This window comes from Bacillus sp. HSf4, assembly GCF_029537375.1.
Classification (GTDB): domain Bacteria; phylum Bacillota; class Bacilli; order Bacillales; family Bacillaceae; genus Bacillus; species Bacillus sonorensis_A.
Window position 1 is genome coordinate 1,903,386 of the sequence record NZ_CP120679.1, and the last position, 20,670, is coordinate 1,924,055.

Genomic DNA, 20,670 nt, shown 5'->3' on the forward strand with positions numbered 1-20,670 from the left:
CAAATTATAAGCATTTGTTGAAATTTTTGGGGAACAATAAGGATCTCACCGAGAAACACTTTATGAGGTAAAAAATATGAAACAAATGACTAAAAAGGTCTGCTTTCTATCCTCTTTTATGCTCTTCTTTTTAACCGGGTGCTGGAGCAGCCATGAGATTGAAGAGTACGGGCTTACGTTTGCTATGGGACTAGATAAAGGCCAAGAGACAGCCCTTGAAAAAAAGTTTAACAAAATGGGTGGGGAATATCCGAAAAAAGAACGGATGACCGTAACCTACCAATATGTAAGCCAGCAGCAAGCAGGGGCGAAGTCCGCAGGGGCAAGCACAAACCAAAAACCGTACGTCAACATTTTTGAAACGGGAGATTCCCTTCAACAAATCAATTCTGAAGTGGCGTTGAGGTTAGACAGAACAATATTCAACCCCCACTTAAAGGTAATCGTCATCGCCGCAGATCTCCTTCGTACATATTCACTAAAGGAACTGCTGGATCAACCTCTCAGGGATAATGAAATAAGACCGAGCACGGTTGTCCTTATTACAAGAGGTAGAGCGAGAGATACCTTAGAACTAAAAGAAACCGGTGAAATGCCGGCGTTTCGCTTGCGTAAAATCGTTCAAAACGACTTTAAGGCGAAAAAAATTCTGCCTCCTGTCACACTTGCCAAACTGATGGGGAAAATGAATGCAGGAACCAGTTTTTTACTGCAAAACGTCATCGGTGCTAAGGGTGAAGTCAAATACGCGGGAGCCGTAGCGGTCAATGGAAAAACAAACAAGCTGCTTGGTTTTTTGGATGAAGAAGATTTAGACGGGATGATGTGGATTAAGGGGGAGGGGATAGGCGGTGCTGTCAAAAGCCATGATCCAAAAACAAAAAAGCTGATCACGTTTTCGGTAGACAATATAAAAACCGAGATCGAACCAATCGTCAAAAGAGGCCGCCTGTCATTTCAAGTATATATTCAGTCAGAAGGCCACCTTGCCGAAAATTGGAATTATTTCACAAAACAAATTGATCAAAAATTTATAGAGAGAGTTGAGGGAAGTACAGCCCAAACAGTGAAGCATTTGGTGAAGAAGATCACAGAAAAAATGCAGAAGGAATACAAAGCCGATCTTGCCGGCTTTGGTAATGAAGTGAGAATCGAATATCCTCTTCTGTGGAATAAGCTGAAGAACAATTGGGATCAAGTATTTACGGAGATTCCAATTGCATATCATGTTAATGTAACGGTTAAAAAACACGGGACTTTAAATAGGTAATCTGTAGTTTAAAACTTTTAAATGTAGAAGACAATTTTTGTGGTGGCAAATTTTATCGGTCAAACCGGAGAATAAAATTAACGTTATTAAACACGACAAAAAGAAGGAAAGAGCTTGTCGCCATGGCGGGAGACGGTACGAATGATGCCCTGGTGCTCACCCCGCTGATTTTAGGACTTGCCATGAACAGTGGAACAGCGGCCACAAAAGGAGTTGACACCCCTGCTACTCGGTGTTACAATGTACACGTAATAAGCAATACTGAATAGCGTAATTTCTCAATAGCTATTCAGTAAAAATTGTCCTTGGTACTAAGTAATACTGAATATAAGTCGGACAAAATAGGGGAGGTTCTGAACGTGGAAAATTTAACTGAAATGCTGAAGGGTTCGCTGGAAGGCTGCGTGCTGGAAATTATCAGCCGCCATGAAACCTACGGCTATGAGATTACCCGCCGCCTAAACGAGCTTGGGTTTACCGAAGTTGTGGAAGGGACGGTCTACACCATCCTCGTGCGATTAGAAAAGAAAAAACTTGTGAACATAGAAAAGAAACCGTCAGATATGGGACCGCCCCGCAAGTTTTACTCACTTAATGAGGCTGGCCGCCGTGAACTCGAATTATTTTGGGAAAAATGGGAGTTTATATCATCGAAAATCAATGTCTTGAAGTCAACCTAACTTCATAAGATATTCCGTCCGAAATTTGTTTAAGTGTCTTGTTCAGGTTTTTAAAAAAGGAGGAAAAATAACATGATGGAAATGTTCAAAAAAATGATTGGTGATAAAAAAGAGTACAAGATGATGATGGCACGGGTTAAAGCCCTGCCAGAGGACTATCAGTTTGTATTTAAGAAAATTCAAAACTACATGTGGAATTTCTCAGCGGGCAGCGGGATGGACATGTTGCACATCCAGTATGAATTAATCGAGTTGTTCGAAGCCGGTGCGGCGGAAGGCAGACAAGTGCTGGAAATCACCGGGGACGACGTGGCGTCCTTTGCCGACGAACTAGTGGCAAACGCTAAAACCTATGTCGCCAAGTATCGTGAAGATTTAAATCAGAGTATCATGAAGCGATTTGGAAAAAAATAAAGAATTCAATTGATAATACCGACTGAATAGCTGGTTACAGATGTGAATTGCTCTTTCGCTATTCAGTTATATTTTCAACCTGGTACTAAGTTATACAGATTATCAGTCAGACTGAATAGAAGAGGATAGGCAATCCGGCTCCGCAAGGCGCTATTTATAAGGAGGAAAAGAGTATGAGCAATGCAGCGATTTCTGTAAAAGGATTAAAAAAAACCTTTAAAGACAAGGAAGTCTTAAAGGAGGTGGATTTTGAGGTACGGCGCGGCGAAATTTTCGCACTGCTGGGCTCAAATGGAGCGGGGAAGACGACGACGGTCAACATCCTCTCGACGCTGATGAAGCCTGATGGCGGCGAAGTAGGCATTTGCGGCTTTGATGTCCAGCGTCAACCGCATCTAGTTCGCCAGAGCATCAGCCTGACAGGGCAGTTCGCAGCTTTAGACGGCATGCTCACCGGGCGGGAAAACCTGATGATGATCGCCAAGTTGCGGGGAGTTTCCAATCCCGCTCAAGTTGCCGACAATCTGCTTGCAAGATTCAGCCTGCGTGACGCGGCCAACCGCCGGGCGGATAAGTATTCCGGCGGGATGAAGCGCCGGCTTGATATCGCCATGAGCCTAATCGGGACGCCGGCAGTCATTTTTCTCGACGAACCGACGACAGGGCTTGACCCCGAAGCGCGGATTGAAGTCTGGGATACCGTCAAGGAACTTGCCGGCAGAGGCACGACCATCTTGCTGACGACCCAGTACCTGGAGGAAGCCGAACAACTTGCGGACCGTATCGCCATCCTGCATGGCGGAAAAATCATCACAACCGGTACCCTTACCGAACTCAAAGAGATGTTCCCGCCAGCGAAAGTGGAGTACATCGAGAAGCAGCCGACATTGGAGGAAATTTTCCTCGCGATCATCGGCAAAAAGGAGGAGATGTAAATGAAGAGCAAAACAGGGGTATTGCTTGGGCGTTTAATGCGCAACATCATGCGCAGCCCGGATACGATTATTACGGTGGCGATTACACCGATTATGATGATGCTGCTGTTTGTCTACGTATTTGGCGGCGCCATAGAGACAGGGGCGGACAACTATGTCAATTATTTATTGCCGGGAATCTTGCTGATGGCTATCGCATCCGGTGTCGCTTACACTTCCGTGCGGCTGTTTACGGATGTAAAGAGCGGGCTGATGGCGCGTTTCATTTCCATGCCCATCAAGCGTTCGTCGGTATTGTGGGCTCACGTGTTGACCTCGCTTGTTTCCAATGCGCTTACTGTCGTGATAGTTATTCTCGTCGCGCTCTTGATGGGTTTCCGTTCCAACGCTGATATCCTGGATTGGCTCGCGGTAGCTGGGATACTCGGGCTGTTTACGCTGGCGCTGACATGGCTGGCGGTCATTCCCGGATTGACAGCGGGGTCTATGGAAGGGGCGACAGCTTACTCGTACCCGCTGATTTTCCTGCCGTTTATCAGTTCGGCCTTTGTCCCCACCGAAACCATGCCTAAAATTGTCCGTGCGTTCGCTGAGAACCAGCCTGTGACTTCAATCGTGAATGCGATTCGTGCCCTCTTGTATGAAGGGTCTGTTGGCAACGGTATCTGGATCGCGCTTGCCTGGTGCGTCGGCATCATGGTCATCGCTTACTTCTTCGCCAGTAAAGAATTTAAACGCAAGTTGGGATAAGTATACCATCAGTTATATCAATAGTCAGCCGTTGCGATGAATGCATTTGCTGTCACAAGGAAGGCTGTTTAAATGTCGGGGCCAACCATCGAGGAATCATGGAAACCCTCAAAATTCGTGTGATTGTCGGCAGCTTGATCACTTGTGCCAATGCGAGGTTTGCCATGCACGCTTTAGAAGAATTTACAGCGGGAGTGCTCTTTGCAGGAGGTAATCAGTGTCTATGGATTACATTTCAGTTGGAATGTGGTTCATAGTTCTTTTCGATGGGGGTTTCGCTCCATCACCATCAAGTTAACATTCCATGGTAACCCCAGAACTAAAAAATAAGCTGAATACTTATAAACTGTGGAGATAAAAATCTTCGTTTGGGGGATTGGGCATGGGGTACAACAGGCAAAATGCAAATTTGAGATGTTAATAAATTCTAAAAAGACTATTATGGATGGCTTGTCCGAAAATACTTAGATCACACAATGATACGTGAGCACCAAAATGACCTTTTATTTCAAAACAATATGGAAAAAACATAGGGATAGGGAAAGATGGCGCTTATAAAAAACCTTATGTGGTTTAAAAATCGAAAAGAAACGAATGTTTATGAAATGACGTGTTTAAACGGGTGATGTAGGCAAGAATCTTTAATCACTCAGGTTTGTGAAGGCGTGAGACATTTTTTGTTTCGCGCTTTTTTTCTTCTTATCTCAAGGCTTAGGCTTTGCTGAAAATTTTATAACCGCTTCATTTCATTACACCAACATCCTCTAATTTTTCAAGGTTAGTGTCTCCTATTGAATCCGCGACATGGAAAACCTTAAGAATTGACTTTTTCCTTATAAAAAAGGCAGCGGCTTAAATACGGCGATCTGAACTATATTGTTAAAACATATTTGAGTATACAAGAACACTGCATTCAAAATAGAATGAATGAAAGCAGCTGTTCCAAAGCACTTAAAATAAAAGAAAGACTCTCAATGTCTCCCCCTTTCATTTCTTTAATTTATGTGTCATAGTACCGATATAATCTATAAGTAGAATTGAAAGAGTGATGTCCATTGTTATCATTAGGAAATATCATAACAATAGAATTTGAAAACGAAAATCAAGAAAATATCATTGCGAAAAGCAAAGTGTCATCCATTGAAGAAAATGTTTTAAAAGTCCATTATCCTGTTGATGTAGAAACGGGAAGAACTGTTATTATTCCGATAAATACAATTGCCACGATTCATTTTGTAAACGCGCAACAAATCCCTTATAAATTTATTAGTGTAGTACAAAAACGAGAGATCTATCACGATATCCCTGTATTAAATATGTATTTACCTGAAGAAGATCAAATGACAAAAATTCAAAGACGGCAATTTTTTAGAGTCAATACCACGATTCCTGTCACTGTTTGTCCATATGGATCTGGCTCAATGTTTAAAACATATACAGCGAATATCAGTGCTGGAGGCGCTGCATTAATCATTGAAGAGACGCAAAAACACGAACCAGAAGAGGATTTGCGTTTAAATATCTCTCTGCCAACTGAGGGGCATGATGAAATTGTGATTGACGTTCATGCTCAAGTCAAACGCACTTACCTTGATCGTAAAACAAACAAACAGATCATGACAGTTGAATTTATCAAGATGAATGAGCAGGATAAACAAACACTTGTACATTTTTGCATAAAACTCCAATTGGCAGAGAGGAGAAAACTTAAATCTGAATAAAATTATAATTTTATCTATTATATGATCCCCAGATCCCCTTATTTCAAGAGGGGATTTTTTTCGTCTCCCGAAGAAACCAACCAATTTCTCTAATTTGTGTTCATGGCTAGTTCACCATTGATCTGAGTAGTTGTTAATCAAAAACGGAACTAACTTTCTCTTTAAAGTTAGTTCCGTAAAATGACTAATCCAAATTTTGATCGATCGTCCCTTCAAAATAGTCATCACTAACCTGTTCATGAGTTTCAGCCAATCCTTTTTCCAATTGCGTGGTTCCTTTATAATCCGAGGGATCAAAGTTTTTTCCAGCCACATCTGTGTCATTTACGTTTTCTCTGTTATGAGCTTGTGTTTCATTGTTTACATTCTCTGTCTTAGCGCTGCTATCTAAAGATTGCTGGAAATCATATTCCTTGTCTAATGAAGAAAATCTTTTGTAATCATCCGGTCTGTCTGCTCCATTTTTATGAGTCACGTTACTCACTCCATATTATTGAAATTTTAGTTTGTCAGATGGACTTATTTTGGCCTTTTTAAGTTTTTTAGGACCTGCTTTGGATGCTGTTTCATTCAATACTTGAATTTACTCAACGGCTTCCCTCCTTCACGAAATGTGTAGAAATATCAACTCTTCTTATTCTGTCTGTTAAGATGGTATTCATTCGCTTTTTTTCGTTGACTCTTTTCCATTAGTCAAGAGAGTAGCTTTAAGTCACCATATCAAGGTCATTTTAGATGAAGAGGTTTAAGAGGGGATGTTACGAAGGCTTCTTGCCGTTCATTGGATTACTCTCTGCATTGGAGCGGATTAATGTGTGATTGCCTTATTTATTGGGTTTTTTGACCCGCTTCTAAAGATTCATTTTCATGGATGGACAGGATTTATTCACCAATTCATTTCCGTATAGTGGTAAACTCTATACTGGTCATTACTTTAGTCATGCAGTTTTTGGGAAGAGAGGTTTGAACATGATCGGGTCAATCCTGGGCTTTAGATATCATGAAAGTCGATTTATCGCTGAAGAAAGAATTTTTGGCAGAGCTGAAAGCTTGCCGCAAAGAGCTGCAAAAAGACAAAACAGAGTTCTCTGATATCAAAAAGACGATCACTGAACCTGAGCTTTCGTCTCACACCTGGCAAGGCAGTCTTGACGGAATCAGCCGTTGAAGCAATCAAGGACACCGACAAACAGCTGGCTTCATCGATGAAAACGAAATAGAGGAGAATGCTATGAAGACTCTGGATGTTCAAGCGTTACGAAATGGAATAGATGATACGCTGGAACAGTTAAAAAAACAAGCAGATGAAATTGCCAAAGTCAAAAAAAGCGTCGACGGCATCACATCTCTTGATGATGCCTTAAAAGGAAAAGGCGGGGACGCCATTCGCGCCTTTTACGAAGAATGCCATACTCCGTTCCTGCGATTCTATGAAACGTTCATTGAAGAATACCAATCGGCATTGAAAAAAATCAAAACCTCACTGGATTCTTTTGAATCAAATCACAACGGATATATTTCACAAGCCTTTCTCGAACACGAACTGGAACAAGGCTTGAACGCGGCCGATCGAACAACGAAACATTTGGTGTCCAAAGCCAATGCTACGATCGCTAAAGTCAGCCATATCGCCGATTTACCTCAGTTGGATGACAGTGATTTTCATGAACAGAATCAGAGAGCGAAAAGGGAAATCAGCAGCACTCTTGAAAAGCTCCATGCTTTTGATAGGGAGCAGACCAATGCTCTCAAAACCGCAGAAAACGACCTTGAGACCATGCAAAGATACATCACAAGGCTTGAAAAAATGTATACAGGGCCTAAAATTGAAATCACCGGCTATCAAAAAGGCTCGATTTTAAAGCCGGATGAGATGGATACATTGCAGCCTAACGAAGAGACTCCGATGGAGATGATGCTCGAAAAATTAGATAAAACCAGAATGGAAACAGAAATTCGCAAAGCAGAAAAACAGGCTGACGCAATAGAAAAGCTAAAGAATGTCGCTACAGCAGAGACAGAATTAGATGATCCTGCTAAGTATTTTCAGGATATCTATTTGAAAAGTGAAACTCCATTTGGACCGGATCTGAAGCCAGGGGAAGACGACAAGGAATTTCATCAGACTGCTATTGATATTTATAGTGGTTCGGGTGGTGCTATTTATGATCTTGCGAAAGATTTTTACGAGGGCGGAAAACAAATTGGATGGAATCTCGGATGGACAATCGACCATTTACATAAAGATCCGAAAGTTGTTTTAGACACAGTTCTTGGGTACGATTATAAAGGCGCTCTTTTGAGTATGGTAGACACGTTGGCGGAAAAATGGGATGAGAAAGTAGTACATGGAGATGCGTATTCAAGGGCGCATTACTTTACTTATTTGATCGGAAGCCTTGCCGGCTTGCGGAGCGGAAAATCTTCTGTTTCAACGGGCTCGAAAGATCTTGCGAAAGCTGGGAAAACCGCGGTTGGCAAGGTGAAGGAAGCTGGTAAGACTGTAAAACAGTCAATTAAGCCACCTAATAATCGTTACACTCCTGCATTGCAAGGGATTCTGCAGGATGCACCGAATTCTATTAATGTAAAGAATACCCCTCTTGTATTAAAAGAATTGGCAGAAGATCAAAAGAAAAGTGTGCTTTTTAACAGTAGTAAAGAGACTTCGGGTCAGACTGTTAAAAAAGTACGAAAAACCATTGTGCCAACAGTTAAAAGTGGGGAGTTTAATAAATGGTTCAATTCATTATCAACTAAACAATTAGATGAACTCTGGAGTGATAAAAAAACTAGAAGAGCCATAGAAAGACAGCTTCGAGCTCCAGGAGGAATGCATGAGTGGCACTTGGTTTCACGAGCCCCTACTTTTAAACATTGGGGAGTAACGGCTGAAAAAATTAGAGAGCTACGAACGGCAATAAATGAAGTGGAATTTGTTAACCCAACTGGAAAACACGGTGGACTAGGTTCTACTGCTGCTCACAACGAGCTACTAAAGATTATAGACTCATCAAAAGATTATAATATGTTTGTGCGAAGATTAAACAATTGGGCCAATTACAGACTAAAAGGTGGAGTTGAGGCTTTACCGGAAGGGCTAAGGATAAAAAAATAGGAGGGTTTGAAATGGAACGAGAAAACTATGTATCATTATGGATTGGTAATATTCAAACTGTTGATAAATTAAATGAATATGTTGAATTACCGTACGATGAAGAAGAAGGTGACTTCCTCCCTTCTCCGTTTTTAAGGGACTTTGACATAGATATTGATGATTTAGATGAAGATTTTATCGAAAAGGTTGTTCATGTCCAAAATAAAGAATTGCTGCGCGAATTAATATGTGGTTGCTCATATGGTGATATCATTTTATCTCGTTTTGAAGCTATTCAGGGTAAACAACTTCCGAAGAATATAAACTCTGCTATTTTACTATATAACTTTGATTATGAAGGAAAAAGAAATGAAATTGTTAACAATGAGTATACTTTTAAATTTGTAGGCTCCGTTTCATATATTTAAAAATAAAATTGAACTACAGAACTGATAATTACTTGTTTTAGCACTTGATCTCTGATTGAGTGTTTTTTTTGTATGTAAATCCGAGAAAAACCCGACAAAAAGGGAGATGAAATAGGGATATTTTCCATTCCATTCAGTCATCCGATAACGACAAGAAAAACAAACGCGAATACCTTAGTCCAAGACGGAGAGCCTGCGGACACTGATCTTTTGCACACGGATGTTGTGCAGTTGATCGGCGGCCGTGGCCGGAAGGGGAGACGCATCTTACCCTTAGCAAATGTGAACTCGGATGTATCGAATGATAATGGTCGTCAGCTTCCAAGAAGGAACGGCTGTAGCGATTTAATATCTGTTAAATTTTATAAGGAGGAGCCCCAATTATAAAGCTAATACAACTCAATATTTGAAAAAGATAACTGATTCATCACACTTTGTTTTAAGTAGCGATACTGTTTCTCGTTGGTATCTGAATAGGCTTCGTTTCTATTTGAGGGGATATCCATATACAGGATGTCTTCTTTAAATTGAGAAGCCGTAAAATCATATCTTTCTCTATGGATGACATTATAAAAATGCCATCCATCAGGTTGTTTTGTTTTCATTATTTCTCCGCCTAATATATCGTTTACGACTAAGGTGGTTACGCCACATTGTCCCTTTGCAGGGTTATCCTTGCTCCATTTTGAACTTGAGTCTAAAGACCAGGATTCAGACAATGCTTTAAGTATTTGTTCGATTTGTACAAGATTATTATTATCCATCATAAATCCTCCTTTTCATAGATTCATTATATCAATTTAAATGTAGGAAAGCCTGCATTGTTAGTGAAACGAGGAGTACACATTGAATGTTGCTAAGCATAAACTATGATAAGTATCGGTCATTTCAAATACAAATCAGATCTACTCCGGTCAAACCGAAGCGCGAATTTTCTGCTATCGTGTCGAACTTCATGAATTCAAGGAAGTATAAAATGACATAGAGATATGATAATGCTAAGAAGGAGTATTTTTTTGTTTTGTAATATATATATTGAATAATGTAATTTATATGTTACAATTCATTTGAGGAGGAATTATATAGGTGAAGAATAAAGTGAAGATCGCTCGTGTTCAAGTCGACTTAACACAGCAGCAATTAGCAGAAAAAGTGGGTGTTACTCGGCAAACGATTAGCTTGATTGAGAAAGGTAAGTATAATCCCACGCTAAAATTGTGCCTGGAGATATGCTACGCAGTGAATAAGTCTTTGGATGAAGTATTTTGGATTAGCAGGGAGGACCAGTTACATGAAGATGATTAAAGATGAACGCTTGCAAATACAAAATTTGAAAAATATACGGATTGCCTTTATGGTTCAAACGGTAGGAATATTGGCCATTTTACTTTATGAGGTGATAACAAAGGGGATTATGGAAGCTAAAGACAATCCATTATGGTTATTATTTATTCTTACTTCAGTTGTTTTAGGTTGGCTGAATCTCAAAATTTCTGTTGATGTGTATGATGATGCAAAAGAACAGAAGAAGCCAGGACCCTATTATCGAGTCGTCATCCTTTCTGCATTGATTGGCATAATCCTGGCGCTTTTGGCAAAGTTCGGTCCAGATCATAGTGATAACAGTGAAGCCTTACTTGTAGGAAGTGTGGTCTTTGTTTGTTTTCTCATCCCTTTCTCTTTTGTTCACTATATGATGAAAAAACGATCAGAGGAAAATGACATATAATATGAACTTTTTCCGATTCCTCTAGGTGTGTACATACGAAAACGAGACAGCTTCAGCCCACCGGAATACAGGGCTAAGCTGTCTAATGTTTTCATCCAGTGTTTCATTTCCGCGTCAGTTCATCAAGAACATTTGAATGGAGATGGCCGTGGGATTGGCATAAGTTCAGACTTCCTGAGTTAAACGGTGTTATTTTTTTGCAAAAACTCTTTTTTTAAGGTACAAGCCGGCAAATATGGCGAAAATCAACAATAGAAATCCATAAACAATACTTGAGTAAAGATCCATATATCCTACAATCGTTTCCCATGAAGATCCTACGGCCGCACCGATATTTACAAGCAGTACATTCCAAATCAAGGTCCCCAATGTCGTCAGTAAAACAAATGAAGCAAACTTCATGTGAGCCATTCCGGCGGGTATTGAAATTAAGCTTCTGACTAGAGGAATAAGCCGGCAAAAAAATACTGTCCAGAGACCATATTGATCGAACCACTGATTCGCTTTATGAATGTCTTTCCGGGTGATTCTGATGATGTGTCCCCATCTGTCTGCAAGTTTTTCAATCTTATGGATGTCTATCAGCATGCCGACACCATAAAGAACGATGGCCCCGAGCACAGAGCCGATGGTGGAAAACGCGACAACTCCTGAAATGCTCATACTCGTCTTGGTGGTCATAAATCCCCCAAAAGTAAGAATGATCTCAGATGGAATAGGGGGAAATATATTTTCCACGGCAATGAGAAAAAGAATACCCCAATAACCGAACTTTTCCATCGTATCAATGATCCAATTCTCCATTTTTACACGTCCTTTTGTTAAGATAACAACTCTTTAAACTTCTTATAAATGGCTGCGTCCACAAGCTTATACACAAAAAACATTCCAAAGAAGCCGAATCCATAAGCAAAAAGAGTCGCTTCAATCACGAGAAACATCAATGGAAAAACGCCTAACCATATTCCGAACAGCCAGAGAAGGAAAAGGGCAGTCATTAATATGAGCGACCAGCCAAATAAATAGTGGTGTGCATGCAGATTGAAGAATGACGTGCTTTTGGATAAAGATAAAAATTCCTTCACTTTAAATTGGTTGATAGCTTCTGCTGCCGCTTCATCTTTTGTTTTGCCTTGGCTGATGAGGTCCTCAACATAGTCTTCCAAATAGGTTTGCAATTCCAGTTTTTCCTCTTCATTCATAGCTAACTGATTGACATAGGCGCGTATGTCGTTTTGTTTGTTATACATGGCGTTCATCCGGATGTGGCTGATATAATTTACCGCGCCCCAAACAACCGCAATAGCAAATGAAATATAATAACAAATCACGATCCAAAAGGGATCATGAGAATGAATCCGATCGAAATAGAACGAAAACGCAAACAGAATCGAAGATGCTATTAAAACCCAAAAGAATTGAATATCGTTTAAACTGAACATTTTTTTGAAAATATGTCTCACATGAATTCCTCCTTCAAATAAATCGCTTGACCATTTCATTCATCTTTTTCCAATCCGACACCATATTTTCGTGCAGCTGGATACCATCTTCTGTAATGGCGTAATATTTACGGCGTCCTCCATGACTTTCATTTCCCCAATATGAATTGACGGCTCCTTGTTTTTCCAGCCTTTTTAAGGATAAATACAAAGTGGCTTCCTGTATTTCAAACGTTCCTTCCGTCTTTTCTTTAATCGTCTTTGAAATTTCATAGCCGTAATTCTCTTTTTCCTTCAAAACTGAAAGAATGAGAAGATCAATATTTCCTTTCAGCATTTCTTTATTCAAATTGAAAACCTCCATCAGATTACTCAAAATCATTAAGTACATTGTTATAATAAGTTATATTACTTAAAAAGGCAAGGTAATTTATGAGCAACAAACATCAACAATAAAAAAAGGATGAATCCCAAGACGGTCCTGCCGTCTTCAACAACTCCGACGCTTCCATATACAGTAAATACAATGGACGAGCATCTGGATATGATGATGGTTTGCCACCAGCTTGATACCAATGTGCCTGAGGATGTGACTTTCAGCCATTCGCGAATTCGAGCGGCGATTGCCACGGAGGATATTTTGCACGATATCGGCGCGATCAGTATGACTTCCTCTGACTCGCAGGCGATGGGCAGAGTCGGTGAGGTCATCATCAGGACATGGCAAACCGCCGATAAAATGAAAAAGCAGCGCGGCCCGCTGGCAGGAGAAGCTGATCTCGTCCTTTGGGCACCGGCTTTTTTTGGCGTCAAGCCTGAACTCGTTTTAAAAGGCGGTATGATCGCCCGTGCTCAAATGGGTGATCCGAACGCTTCAATTCCGACATCTGAATCAGTGTTCATGCGAAAAATGTACGCGGGTTACGGCAAAGCCAATCAGTCAACATCTCTCACGCGGAGTATAGAGCGCGGTGTGCCTCAATCATTAGGGCTGACAAAAATGGTTGCATCCGTGCGCCATATGCGGATTGAGCAAACTGGACATGAAATTAAATCACGCACTGCCGAAAGTCGAAGTCGACCATAAGACATATCAGGTGTTTGCTGATGGTGAGGAGCTTTCATGCCAGCCTGTCAGCCATGGAGCGTTATTTTTTGTTTTAAACGCACACGCTGCCCTCGGGCAGCCGTTTTTATTTTTACGGTTGCAGTCTGTTTCAGACCGATCATCAGGACGGCCGCTGCAGAAAGGTCGATTCCCACGGAGAAAATGATTTATTTTTTAGTTTGGCAAACTTGGAAAAAATAGCTTGACATAAAAAAGAATGAAGCTGTATGATCAAAAAAGATTATCGAAACAATTACGATTTGAGGTATCGCCACAACGAAAAGAAGGGGAATGACGGCAGCTGGATAATAAGCTCTAAGCGATCTGAAACTCACTTCAAGAAAGTCCGTTAAGCAACAAGCAGAGAAACCGCAGGTTCATTTTCCAGTATCCACGGATTTTTGGATGGTACCATTACGCAAAGTAAATCGTAATAATTTCGATTTTCAATAGATGAAAAATATAAGTGAAAAGGATCGTTGTGATGAAACAGGGAATCGATTTTATCAAATGTAATCCAACACAAAATATGACAATTCTCGTGAAAACGAATTATCCAGCTGATGAGTATAAGCACATCGCAGCAAAAATGATGTCCTATGACAGCGTTTATGCTGAACAAGTGGGCTTTATTGAAAAACCGTTGAATGAACGGGCTGCCGCACATCTGCAGATGGCCGGCGGCGAGTTTTGCGGTAATGCTTGCATGGCACTGGCTGCCTTCATCGCATCGGAGAAAGACCTCAAGCAACATGATTGGACGGAAGTGCTGCTGGAAGTTTCAGGTGCAGATCAATTAATCATGTGTCAAGTGAAAAAAAATGTAGATGAATATAACTGTCGAGTTGCTATGCCCATTCCTGAAAAAATTGAACAGAAAACAGTCAAATATGATGGCAGCGATTTGAATTTAATCATCGTGAGATATCACGGGTTTCTACATATTGTGATAGAAGTGAAGGAATGTAGTGAGACGGTAAGAGAGAAAGCACAATCATTAGCAAAGCTGCTCGGGGTCACTTTAGACGCTAACTTGATTGGCGTTTTATTGTATCAACCGAAATCTGATGAGTTGGCTCCGCTCATTTACGTCCCGCATCTAGACAGCATGGTATGGGAAAGGGGGTGCGGTTCAGGTACAGCTTCGATAGGAGCCTATCTGGCATGGAAGAATAAGAGGGGGATTCGTGCAAACATCAAACAACCCGGCGGCACGATTCGAGTATTTGCGGATGTTGAAAAAGAAGAGCTAACAAATCTTATTATTGAAGGATCGGTCAGTATTGTGGCAGAAGGAAAAGCATTTATCAATATTTAGTGACGACTTAATATGGGAGTGGGATGGATGCAGGCGCTAAAAACGTTTCAAGAATGTTTGCTTGGGTTTTCCGAAAAGTTTGATGATTTAGCTGAAAAATATGATCAGACCACCAGCCATTGTTCAGAATTAGAAGTTTTAATTGATGATTATTGTGCATTTATCACAAACGAGAGAAATAAAGCAGCTTGGGAACAACTGGACTTCCAAATATCCAAAGATCTTCAGCAGCTGGTGAAGAATTTAAGAAAGCAATCGGCACAATGTGTAGCCATTATGGAGAAATATCGCGCATTGAAGCTGTTGAAGGGAGACACAGAAATAGCCGATTACTTCCAAAACATCGAATCATGCATTGAAAAAGAATTCGGCAGTTTTCAAATCACTGCTGAATCAAAGGTGCTGTTAGTAGGTTCAGGTTCCTTCCCGATGACACTATTATTGATTTCGAAGCGAACAGGGGCAGAGGTTGTGGGGATTGATATTGACGAGGAAGCGATTGAACTTGGACGAAACGTCGTCAAGACATTAGGTGATGAATTAAATATTCATTTAGATCATGTTCCGGTCCAAGAGCTTAGTCTGATCAAAGATGTCACACATATTATTTTCAGTTCAACGGTTGAAAGCAAGTATGACATCTTAGAGCAGCTGTATGACATAACGAATGAACATGTCGTGGTTGCGATGAGATATGGAAACGGGCTAAAGTCGTTGTTCAATTATCCAATCAAAGAAGTGGACAGGAAAAAATGGAAAATGATGGACCAAGTGTTGCGGGCAGGTCATATATTTGACATTGCCTTATATCAAAAAGCGTAGAAAGGGAGGCTTTTATGAATCATTTTCAGCGGGTGTTAATATTGGGGACTGGCCCTATTTCTGTCCAGCTTGCTGTCAATTTTAAAAACGATTTGAATTGTGATGTGGGGCTTGCGGGAAGGGAGTCTGCCCGTTCAGAACGGTTCTTTGAAGCGTTGCGGCAAAGCCATCATCAAATTCACGCAAGCATCCAAAATGATCAGCATCAACCTTTAAAAGGAGAATGCGTCGTTCAACGGGTATTTAAAGGCTATGAAACGATTGAAGGAGAATGGGACACGATTATTTTTTCTGTGACAACAGATGCCTATATGAGCGTATTAAAACAAATCGATGAACATGTGCTCAAACAAGTCAAATGTATTGTTTTGGTTTCCCCGACCTTTGGATCTAACAGTTTACTAACTCATTATTTAGATTCCATCCGCTCAAAAGCCGAAGTGATCAGTTTCTCGACATACTATGGTGACACAAGGTGGATGCGCGATGAACCATCTCATGAAGTGCTGACAACCGGTGTTAAGAAAAAAGTCTTTATAGGCTCGTCACGCTATCCGTCTGAACATATCGATACAATGTGTAAGCTTTTTGAAAAATTAGGCATTGTGCTCGAGGTGATGAAATCTCCCATTGAGGCGGAAACGAGAAATATTTCTTTATATGTTCATCCTCCGCTGTTTATGAACGATTTTTCATTACAGGCGATATTTGGAGACACCGATCGTCAGACATATGTGTATAAACTGTTTCCTGAAGGGCCGATAACACAACAGTTAATTCGTGATATGCTGGCCCAATGGAAAGAAATCATGGCGATTTTACAGAAAATCAACATCAAAACGATAAACCTACTCAAGTTTATGGTAGATGATAATTATCCGTTAAGGTTAGAAAGCTTATCGCGCCATGATATTGAACACTTCAATGATTTAGAGCCGATTCATCAAGAATATTTATTGTATGTACGTTATGCCTCCCTGTTGATTGATCCTTTTTCAGAGCCGGATCAGGATGGCAGGTACTTTGATTTTTCTGCGGTGCCGATTCGAAAGACATTTATCAACCGGGAAGGATATTTAGATATTCCAAGAATGCCGAAGGAAGACTATTATCGCATTAAAATTATACAAGGAATTGCAAAAGATTTAGATGTTGATTGTCCAACCATCAATCAATTGATTCAAACCTATGAGCGCAAAATTGAAGAGGTGGCTCAAGCCCGTCAAGGCGATTTGTTATCTGGCGCATTTGTCGTTCAACATTTTGCTGAAGATTTGAAGATGATCTGCGGCGAACTGAGAAAAAATCAGAAGCAAAGGCAAAGACATGATCATTCTTTGTCAGAATAGAGGCGGGATATCGGAATTGTTCATTTAACTAATGAAAATAGTTATTTTTACGATTTTCAAAAAATAGGCGTCATTCATATATGACGCATAAAAAGAGGTATTTCATTTTAGAACAGGGAGAGACCGACATGGTAACTAAAAAAGTGAAGCTGGCAGCGCTGGCTTTATTGATCTTATCGATATTAGCTGCTTGTTCTCAAAGTTCGGAGAGCACAGCCACCAGTCAAAAAGAGTTGGTATATGCCGTCCCCCAGGATATTAATGACATGAACCCCCATCTGTATCAAGGTTCAATGTCAGCGCAAGGGATGGTTTATGAATCGTTAGTTGAGAATACCGCAGATGGAATTAAGCCTTTGCTTGCCGAATCATGGGACATTTCCGAAGATAAAAGGGTATACACATTTCATTTAAGAAAAGATGTGTCATTCCATGACGGGGAACCATTTAACGCAGAAGCGGTGAAGAAAAACATTGAGGCTGTCCAGCACAATCAAGAAAAGCATTCTTGGATTAAACTCGCAACCAAAATTGTCCGTGTCAATGTCATCGATGACTATACGGTTGAACTGGTGCTTTCAGAAGCATATGATCCGACATTAGTGGAATTGTCTATGACGAGACCTTATGTCTTCATTTCACCGAAAGATTTTAAAAACGGAGAAACAAAAGATGGTGTCACAGGCTATCACGGTACAGGCCCTTATAAGCTGACTGAACATAAAGTCGATAAATATGCAACATTTGCAGCAAATGAAAACTATTGGGGCGGCGTGCCTAAGATTAAGAAAATCACAGCGAAAGTTCTTCCAGCGGGAGAAACGACATTTTTAGCGTTACAAAAAGGGGAAGTCAATTTTGTCTTCACAGATGATCGGGGGGCAGACAGTATCAATATTGAAGCGATCAACCAGCTGGTTGATTCAGGTGATTATCAGCTTGTCAGAAGTAAACAAATGAACACAAAAATGTTGGCAGCCAATAGCAGTAAAAAGGATCGTCCGGTAGGTGACAAGAGTGTGCGTGAAGCCATTTGGTTCGCAATTGATCGAGAAACGATCAGCAAGGACATTTTAAATGATACAGAAACGCCGGCCGATAGGCTTTTTTCATCTAACGTTCATGATGCAGATGTTGACTTGAAGAAACGGGATTACGACATTGACAAAGCAAAGGAGCTCTTAGAGGAAGCGGGCTGGACATTGAACAAGGGCTCAGCCGTCAGGGAGAAAAACGGAAAAAAATTAGCGCTGAAGCTTTATTATGACAATCATTCTCCTTCGCAAAAGAAACAGGCCGAGTTTATTCAAAGTTCGCTCCAGGAAATCGGCATGGAGCTAGAGATTATTGGTGAGAAATCAACATCGATGATGAATCGAAGATCAACCGGTGACTACGACTTGCTGTTCAGCCAAACATGGGGACTGGCATACGATCCGCAAAATACAGTCGCTGCTTTTACGTCTGAATCCTCATGGCTGCATAATACAAAGGGGATTGCAAAAGCCGATCAGCTTTACGAAAAAATTGATCAAGTCTTAGGATCAGTTGATGAGAAAACAAGACAATCGTTATATGCGGATATATTGACCATCGTTCACGATGAAGCCGTTTTTATTCCGATTACCAATGGGAATGTGACAGTCGTTGCTCCGAAAAACCTTAAAGGCATTTCATTTAAGCAGACACAATTTGAACTTCCGTTTGAGAAAATGGATTTTAAATAAAAGAGGGGAGATCCCCCCCTTTTTATTGTGATGAAAGGAGATATTTTATGGGGGCTTATATCTTTAAGAGATTCCTCATCTCAATTCCTTTACTTTTAGCGATTTCGTTTTTGACGTTTGTATTGATCAGCTTTTCTCCCGTAGAGCCGGCTGAATTGGTCTTGCGGGGACAAGATGTTCCCGTAATTACGGAAGAATTAATTGAACAAACAAATGAAGAATTGGGGCTGGATCAACCGTTTATGCTCCGCTATGCTGACTGGCTTGTGGCCTCTTTGCAGTTGGACTTTGGGGAGTCCTATGTCAAGGGAGAACCTGTGTGGTCTTTACTGGGCCCGGCTTTTGTAAATACATTAAAGCTGACGTCAGTCTCATCCGTTGTGATCATTCTCTTTTCGATATTGCTGGGGGTTCTTTGTGCGCTGAGGGAAGGAAAAGCCGTTGATCAATCGGTAAGAGGCGTTTTATTTTTCTTTACCGCAGTTCCTGCTTACTGGCTTGGAGCGGTGATGATTTGGTATTTTTCTGTGAAGCTTGATTTGCTGCCAACAAGCGGAATGGATTCCTATAAAAGCTATATTTTACCCGTTTCCGTCCTATCCCTTGGTTATATCGGTATTTATTTTAGAACGGTCAGAAGCTCCATTTTGAGTCATTTGAATGAAGAATATGTCTTGTATGGAAGGGCATCAGGCTTACCGGAAAGGAAAATCACGATGCATATTTTAAGAAACTCCCTGCAAGTGGCCATTTCGATGTTTTGTATGGCATTCCCTATCATTTTAGGAGGGACAGTCGTCATTGAAAATGTTTTTGCATGGCCGGGACTAGGCAGTCTGAGTGTTGAGGCGATCTTCAACAGGGATTATCCGATTATTCAGGCATATGTTCTGATCGTCGCCGCGGCTTTTGTGTTGTTTAATACGATTTCGGATATTTTGAGTGCTGTACTGAACCCTAAAGTGAGGAATGATATGTAGATGAGAATCTTAAAAAATTTGCGCAAAGATAAGGTGGGAATGGCCTCATTCATCATCATTTCGGCGACGCTTGTGATGGGGATATTCGCTCCTTTCGTTGCGCCTCATGACCCTTTGGAAGTCAACATGAAGCTTAGCTACGCCGCTCCGTCCTGGGAGTATGTATTAGGTAACGATCACTTAGGGAGATGTGTGTTGTCACGGCTGATTTACGGTATTCGTCCCAATGTGTTATGGGTTCTTGCGGCATTGATGGTTTCGATTTTCATTGGCGCCGTTTTAGGTTTTATGGCCGGCTACTTTAGAGGAGCTGTTGATGCCGTCATCATGAGGATTTGTGATGTGATGCTGTCTTTTCCGGTATATGTGGTGGCATTGGCCATAGTCGGGGTTTTAGGCGTTGGCATGGTCAATATCCTGATTGCGTTCATTTTAATGAAATGGGCATGGTTTGCGCGCATCATCCGGACATCTGTCAGGCAATACGCGGAATTGGAATATGTCAAATTCTCCAAAGCCTGTGGTATGCGTCATACAAACATTATTTATCGACATATCATACCTGTTACATTTTCTGACATCGCTGTTGTTTCAAGCAGTTCGATCGCCTCTATGATTTTGCAAATGTCAGGCCTTTCATTCCTCGGCTTAGGAATCAAAGCGCCAAATGCCGAATGGGGAATGATGTTAAACGAGGCGAGAGAAGTGATGTTTACACGGCCTGAATTAATGTTTGCCCCGGGAATCGCCATCATCATCATTGTATCTGCCTTTAATTTTTTGTCTGATTCACTTCAGGTGGCGTTAGATCCCCGGTTAACCCGGTCTTACGGCAAACGGCAACATCATGCAGCGCTTTCTGGTGTGAAGCTTCGGGAAAAAGAGGTGGCAAAGTAAGGC

22 protein-coding genes and 1 pseudogene are annotated in these 20,670 nt (G+C 41.0%); 18 read left to right on the plus strand and 5 right to left on the minus strand.

Annotated features, from left to right (window positions below):
• The first annotated feature begins 76 nt into the window (after positions 1–76).
• From P3X63_RS09675 to P3X63_RS09700, 6 genes are all read left to right on the plus strand, one after another.
• Positions 77–1,270, plus strand: a complete 1,194-nt coding sequence (locus tag P3X63_RS09675) for a Ger(x)C family spore germination protein (protein WP_277692774.1) — start codon at positions 77–79, stop codon at positions 1,268–1,270.
• Between the two features lie 359 nt (positions 1,271–1,629).
• A complete protein-coding gene (locus tag P3X63_RS09680; RefSeq protein ID WP_026587050.1) occupies positions 1,630–1,950 on the plus strand; it encodes a PadR family transcriptional regulator in 321 nt (106 codons plus the stop codon).
• A gap of 72 nt (positions 1,951–2,022) precedes the next feature.
• Positions 2,023–2,364 carry a DUF1048 domain-containing protein gene (locus tag P3X63_RS09685; RefSeq protein WP_026587051.1) on the plus strand — a complete coding sequence of 114 codons (342 nt, stop codon included), beginning with the start codon at positions 2,023–2,025 and terminating at the stop codon, positions 2,362–2,364.
• 173 nt (positions 2,365–2,537) lie between these two features.
• Positions 2,538–3,299 carry an ABC transporter ATP-binding protein gene (locus P3X63_RS09690; RefSeq protein ID WP_026587052.1) on the plus strand — a complete coding sequence of 254 codons (762 nt, stop codon included), beginning with the start codon at positions 2,538–2,540 and terminating at the stop codon, positions 3,297–3,299.
• Positions 3,300–4,049: an ABC transporter permease gene (locus P3X63_RS09695; RefSeq protein WP_026587053.1), complete on the plus strand. Its 750-nt coding sequence runs from the start codon at positions 3,300–3,302 to the stop codon at positions 4,047–4,049. It begins immediately after the preceding gene.
• Positions 4,050–5,104: 1,055 nt separating this feature from the next.
• Positions 5,105–5,770, plus strand: coding sequence for a flagellar brake protein (locus P3X63_RS09700; protein ID WP_277692775.1), 666 nt, complete (start codon positions 5,105–5,107; stop codon positions 5,768–5,770).
• A gap of 184 nt (positions 5,771–5,954) precedes the next feature.
• Here the strand turns inward: P3X63_RS09700 and P3X63_RS09705 are convergent, their stop codons facing one another.
• On the minus strand, positions 5,955–6,245 hold the full coding sequence (locus tag P3X63_RS09705; protein WP_026587055.1) for a YozQ family protein: 291 nt from the start codon (positions 6,243–6,245) through the stop codon (positions 5,955–5,957).
• Between the two features lie 525 nt (positions 6,246–6,770).
• Here P3X63_RS09705 and P3X63_RS09710 point away from each other — a divergent pair.
• From P3X63_RS09710 to P3X63_RS09720, 3 genes are all read left to right on the plus strand, one after another.
• Positions 6,771–6,938, plus strand: a complete 168-nt coding sequence (locus tag P3X63_RS09710) for a hypothetical protein (RefSeq protein ID WP_236251231.1) — start codon at positions 6,771–6,773, stop codon at positions 6,936–6,938.
• A 63-nt stretch (positions 6,939–7,001) separates the two neighbouring features.
• Positions 7,002–8,888 (plus strand): ribonuclease YeeF family protein, encoded by a 1,887-nt coding sequence (locus tag P3X63_RS09715; RefSeq protein WP_277692776.1) that lies wholly within the window; start codon positions 7,002–7,004, stop codon positions 8,886–8,888.
• 11 nt (positions 8,889–8,899) lie between these two features.
• Entirely contained in the window at positions 8,900–9,295 is a 396-nt protein-coding gene (locus P3X63_RS09720; protein WP_026587057.1) for an immunity 22 family protein, read from the plus strand.
• 389 nt (positions 9,296–9,684) lie between these two features.
• On the opposite strand, the gene P3X63_RS09725 is transcribed toward P3X63_RS09720, so the two are convergent.
• A complete protein-coding gene (locus P3X63_RS09725) occupies positions 9,685–10,059 on the minus strand; it encodes a YunG family protein (RefSeq protein ID WP_277692913.1) in 375 nt (124 codons plus the stop codon).
• A gap of 322 nt (positions 10,060–10,381) precedes the next feature.
• Between P3X63_RS09725 and P3X63_RS09730 the strand changes: the two genes are divergently transcribed.
• On the plus strand, positions 10,382–10,600 hold the full coding sequence (locus P3X63_RS09730) for a helix-turn-helix transcriptional regulator (RefSeq protein WP_026587059.1): 219 nt from the start codon (positions 10,382–10,384) through the stop codon (positions 10,598–10,600).
• Positions 10,587–11,024 carry a hypothetical protein gene (locus P3X63_RS09735; protein ID WP_026587060.1) on the plus strand — a complete coding sequence of 146 codons (438 nt, stop codon included), beginning with the start codon at positions 10,587–10,589 and terminating at the stop codon, positions 11,022–11,024. The genes P3X63_RS09730 and P3X63_RS09735 overlap by 14 nt, the downstream gene beginning before the upstream one ends.
• 189 nt (positions 11,025–11,213) lie before the next feature.
• Here P3X63_RS09735 and P3X63_RS09740 read toward each other — a convergent pair whose 3' ends face one another.
• From P3X63_RS09740 to P3X63_RS09750, 3 genes are read right to left on the minus strand one after another with little or no spacing between them, the layout of a single operon-like run.
• On the minus strand, positions 11,214–11,828 hold the full coding sequence (locus P3X63_RS09740) for a DedA family protein (RefSeq protein ID WP_277692777.1): 615 nt from the start codon (positions 11,826–11,828) through the stop codon (positions 11,214–11,216).
• Positions 11,829–11,845: 17 nt separating this feature from the next.
• Positions 11,846–12,487 carry a hypothetical protein gene (locus P3X63_RS09745; protein WP_277692778.1) on the minus strand — a complete coding sequence of 214 codons (642 nt, stop codon included), beginning with the start codon at positions 12,485–12,487 and terminating at the stop codon, positions 11,846–11,848.
• A gap of 13 nt (positions 12,488–12,500) precedes the next feature.
• The gene (locus P3X63_RS09750) at positions 12,501–12,815 is read right to left on the minus strand and encodes a PadR family transcriptional regulator (RefSeq protein WP_277692779.1); all 315 of its coding nucleotides are present in this window, start codon (positions 12,813–12,815) and stop codon (positions 12,501–12,503) included.
• A 129-nt stretch (positions 12,816–12,944) separates the two neighbouring features.
• On the opposite strand from P3X63_RS09750, the pseudogene P3X63_RS09755 reads away from it, so the two are divergent.
• The 7 genes and pseudogenes from P3X63_RS09755 to cntC all read left to right on the plus strand — a co-directional run.
• Positions 12,945–13,608 (plus strand): annotated as a pseudogene (locus P3X63_RS09755) (amidohydrolase family protein); the annotation flags it as partial.
• Between the two features lie 450 nt (positions 13,609–14,058).
• Complete coding sequence (locus P3X63_RS09760) at positions 14,059–14,892, plus strand: histidine racemase CntK family protein (RefSeq protein ID WP_026587065.1); 834 nt, start codon at positions 14,059–14,061, stop codon at positions 14,890–14,892.
• Between the two features lie 27 nt (positions 14,893–14,919).
• The gene (locus tag P3X63_RS09765) at positions 14,920–15,714 is read left to right on the plus strand and encodes a nicotianamine synthase family protein (protein ID WP_277692780.1); all 795 of its coding nucleotides are present in this window, start codon (positions 14,920–14,922) and stop codon (positions 15,712–15,714) included.
• A 14-nt stretch (positions 15,715–15,728) separates the two neighbouring features.
• Positions 15,729–17,063 carry an opine metallophore biosynthesis dehydrogenase gene (locus P3X63_RS09770; protein WP_026587067.1) on the plus strand — a complete coding sequence of 445 codons (1,335 nt, stop codon included), beginning with the start codon at positions 15,729–15,731 and terminating at the stop codon, positions 17,061–17,063.
• Positions 17,064–17,191: 128 nt separating this feature from the next.
• On the plus strand, positions 17,192–18,790 hold the full coding sequence (gene cntA / locus P3X63_RS09775) for a staphylopine-dependent metal ABC transporter substrate-binding lipoprotein (protein ID WP_026587068.1): 1,599 nt from the start codon (positions 17,192–17,194) through the stop codon (positions 18,788–18,790).
• Between the two features lie 47 nt (positions 18,791–18,837).
• The gene (opp1B, locus tag P3X63_RS09780) at positions 18,838–19,770 is read left to right on the plus strand and encodes a nickel/cobalt ABC transporter permease (RefSeq protein WP_077736810.1); all 933 of its coding nucleotides are present in this window, start codon (positions 18,838–18,840) and stop codon (positions 19,768–19,770) included.
• Positions 19,771–20,667, plus strand: a complete 897-nt coding sequence (gene cntC / locus P3X63_RS09785) for a staphylopine uptake ABC transporter permease subunit CntC (RefSeq protein ID WP_077736809.1) — start codon at positions 19,771–19,773, stop codon at positions 20,665–20,667.
• Positions 20,668–20,670: the final 3 nt, after the last annotated feature.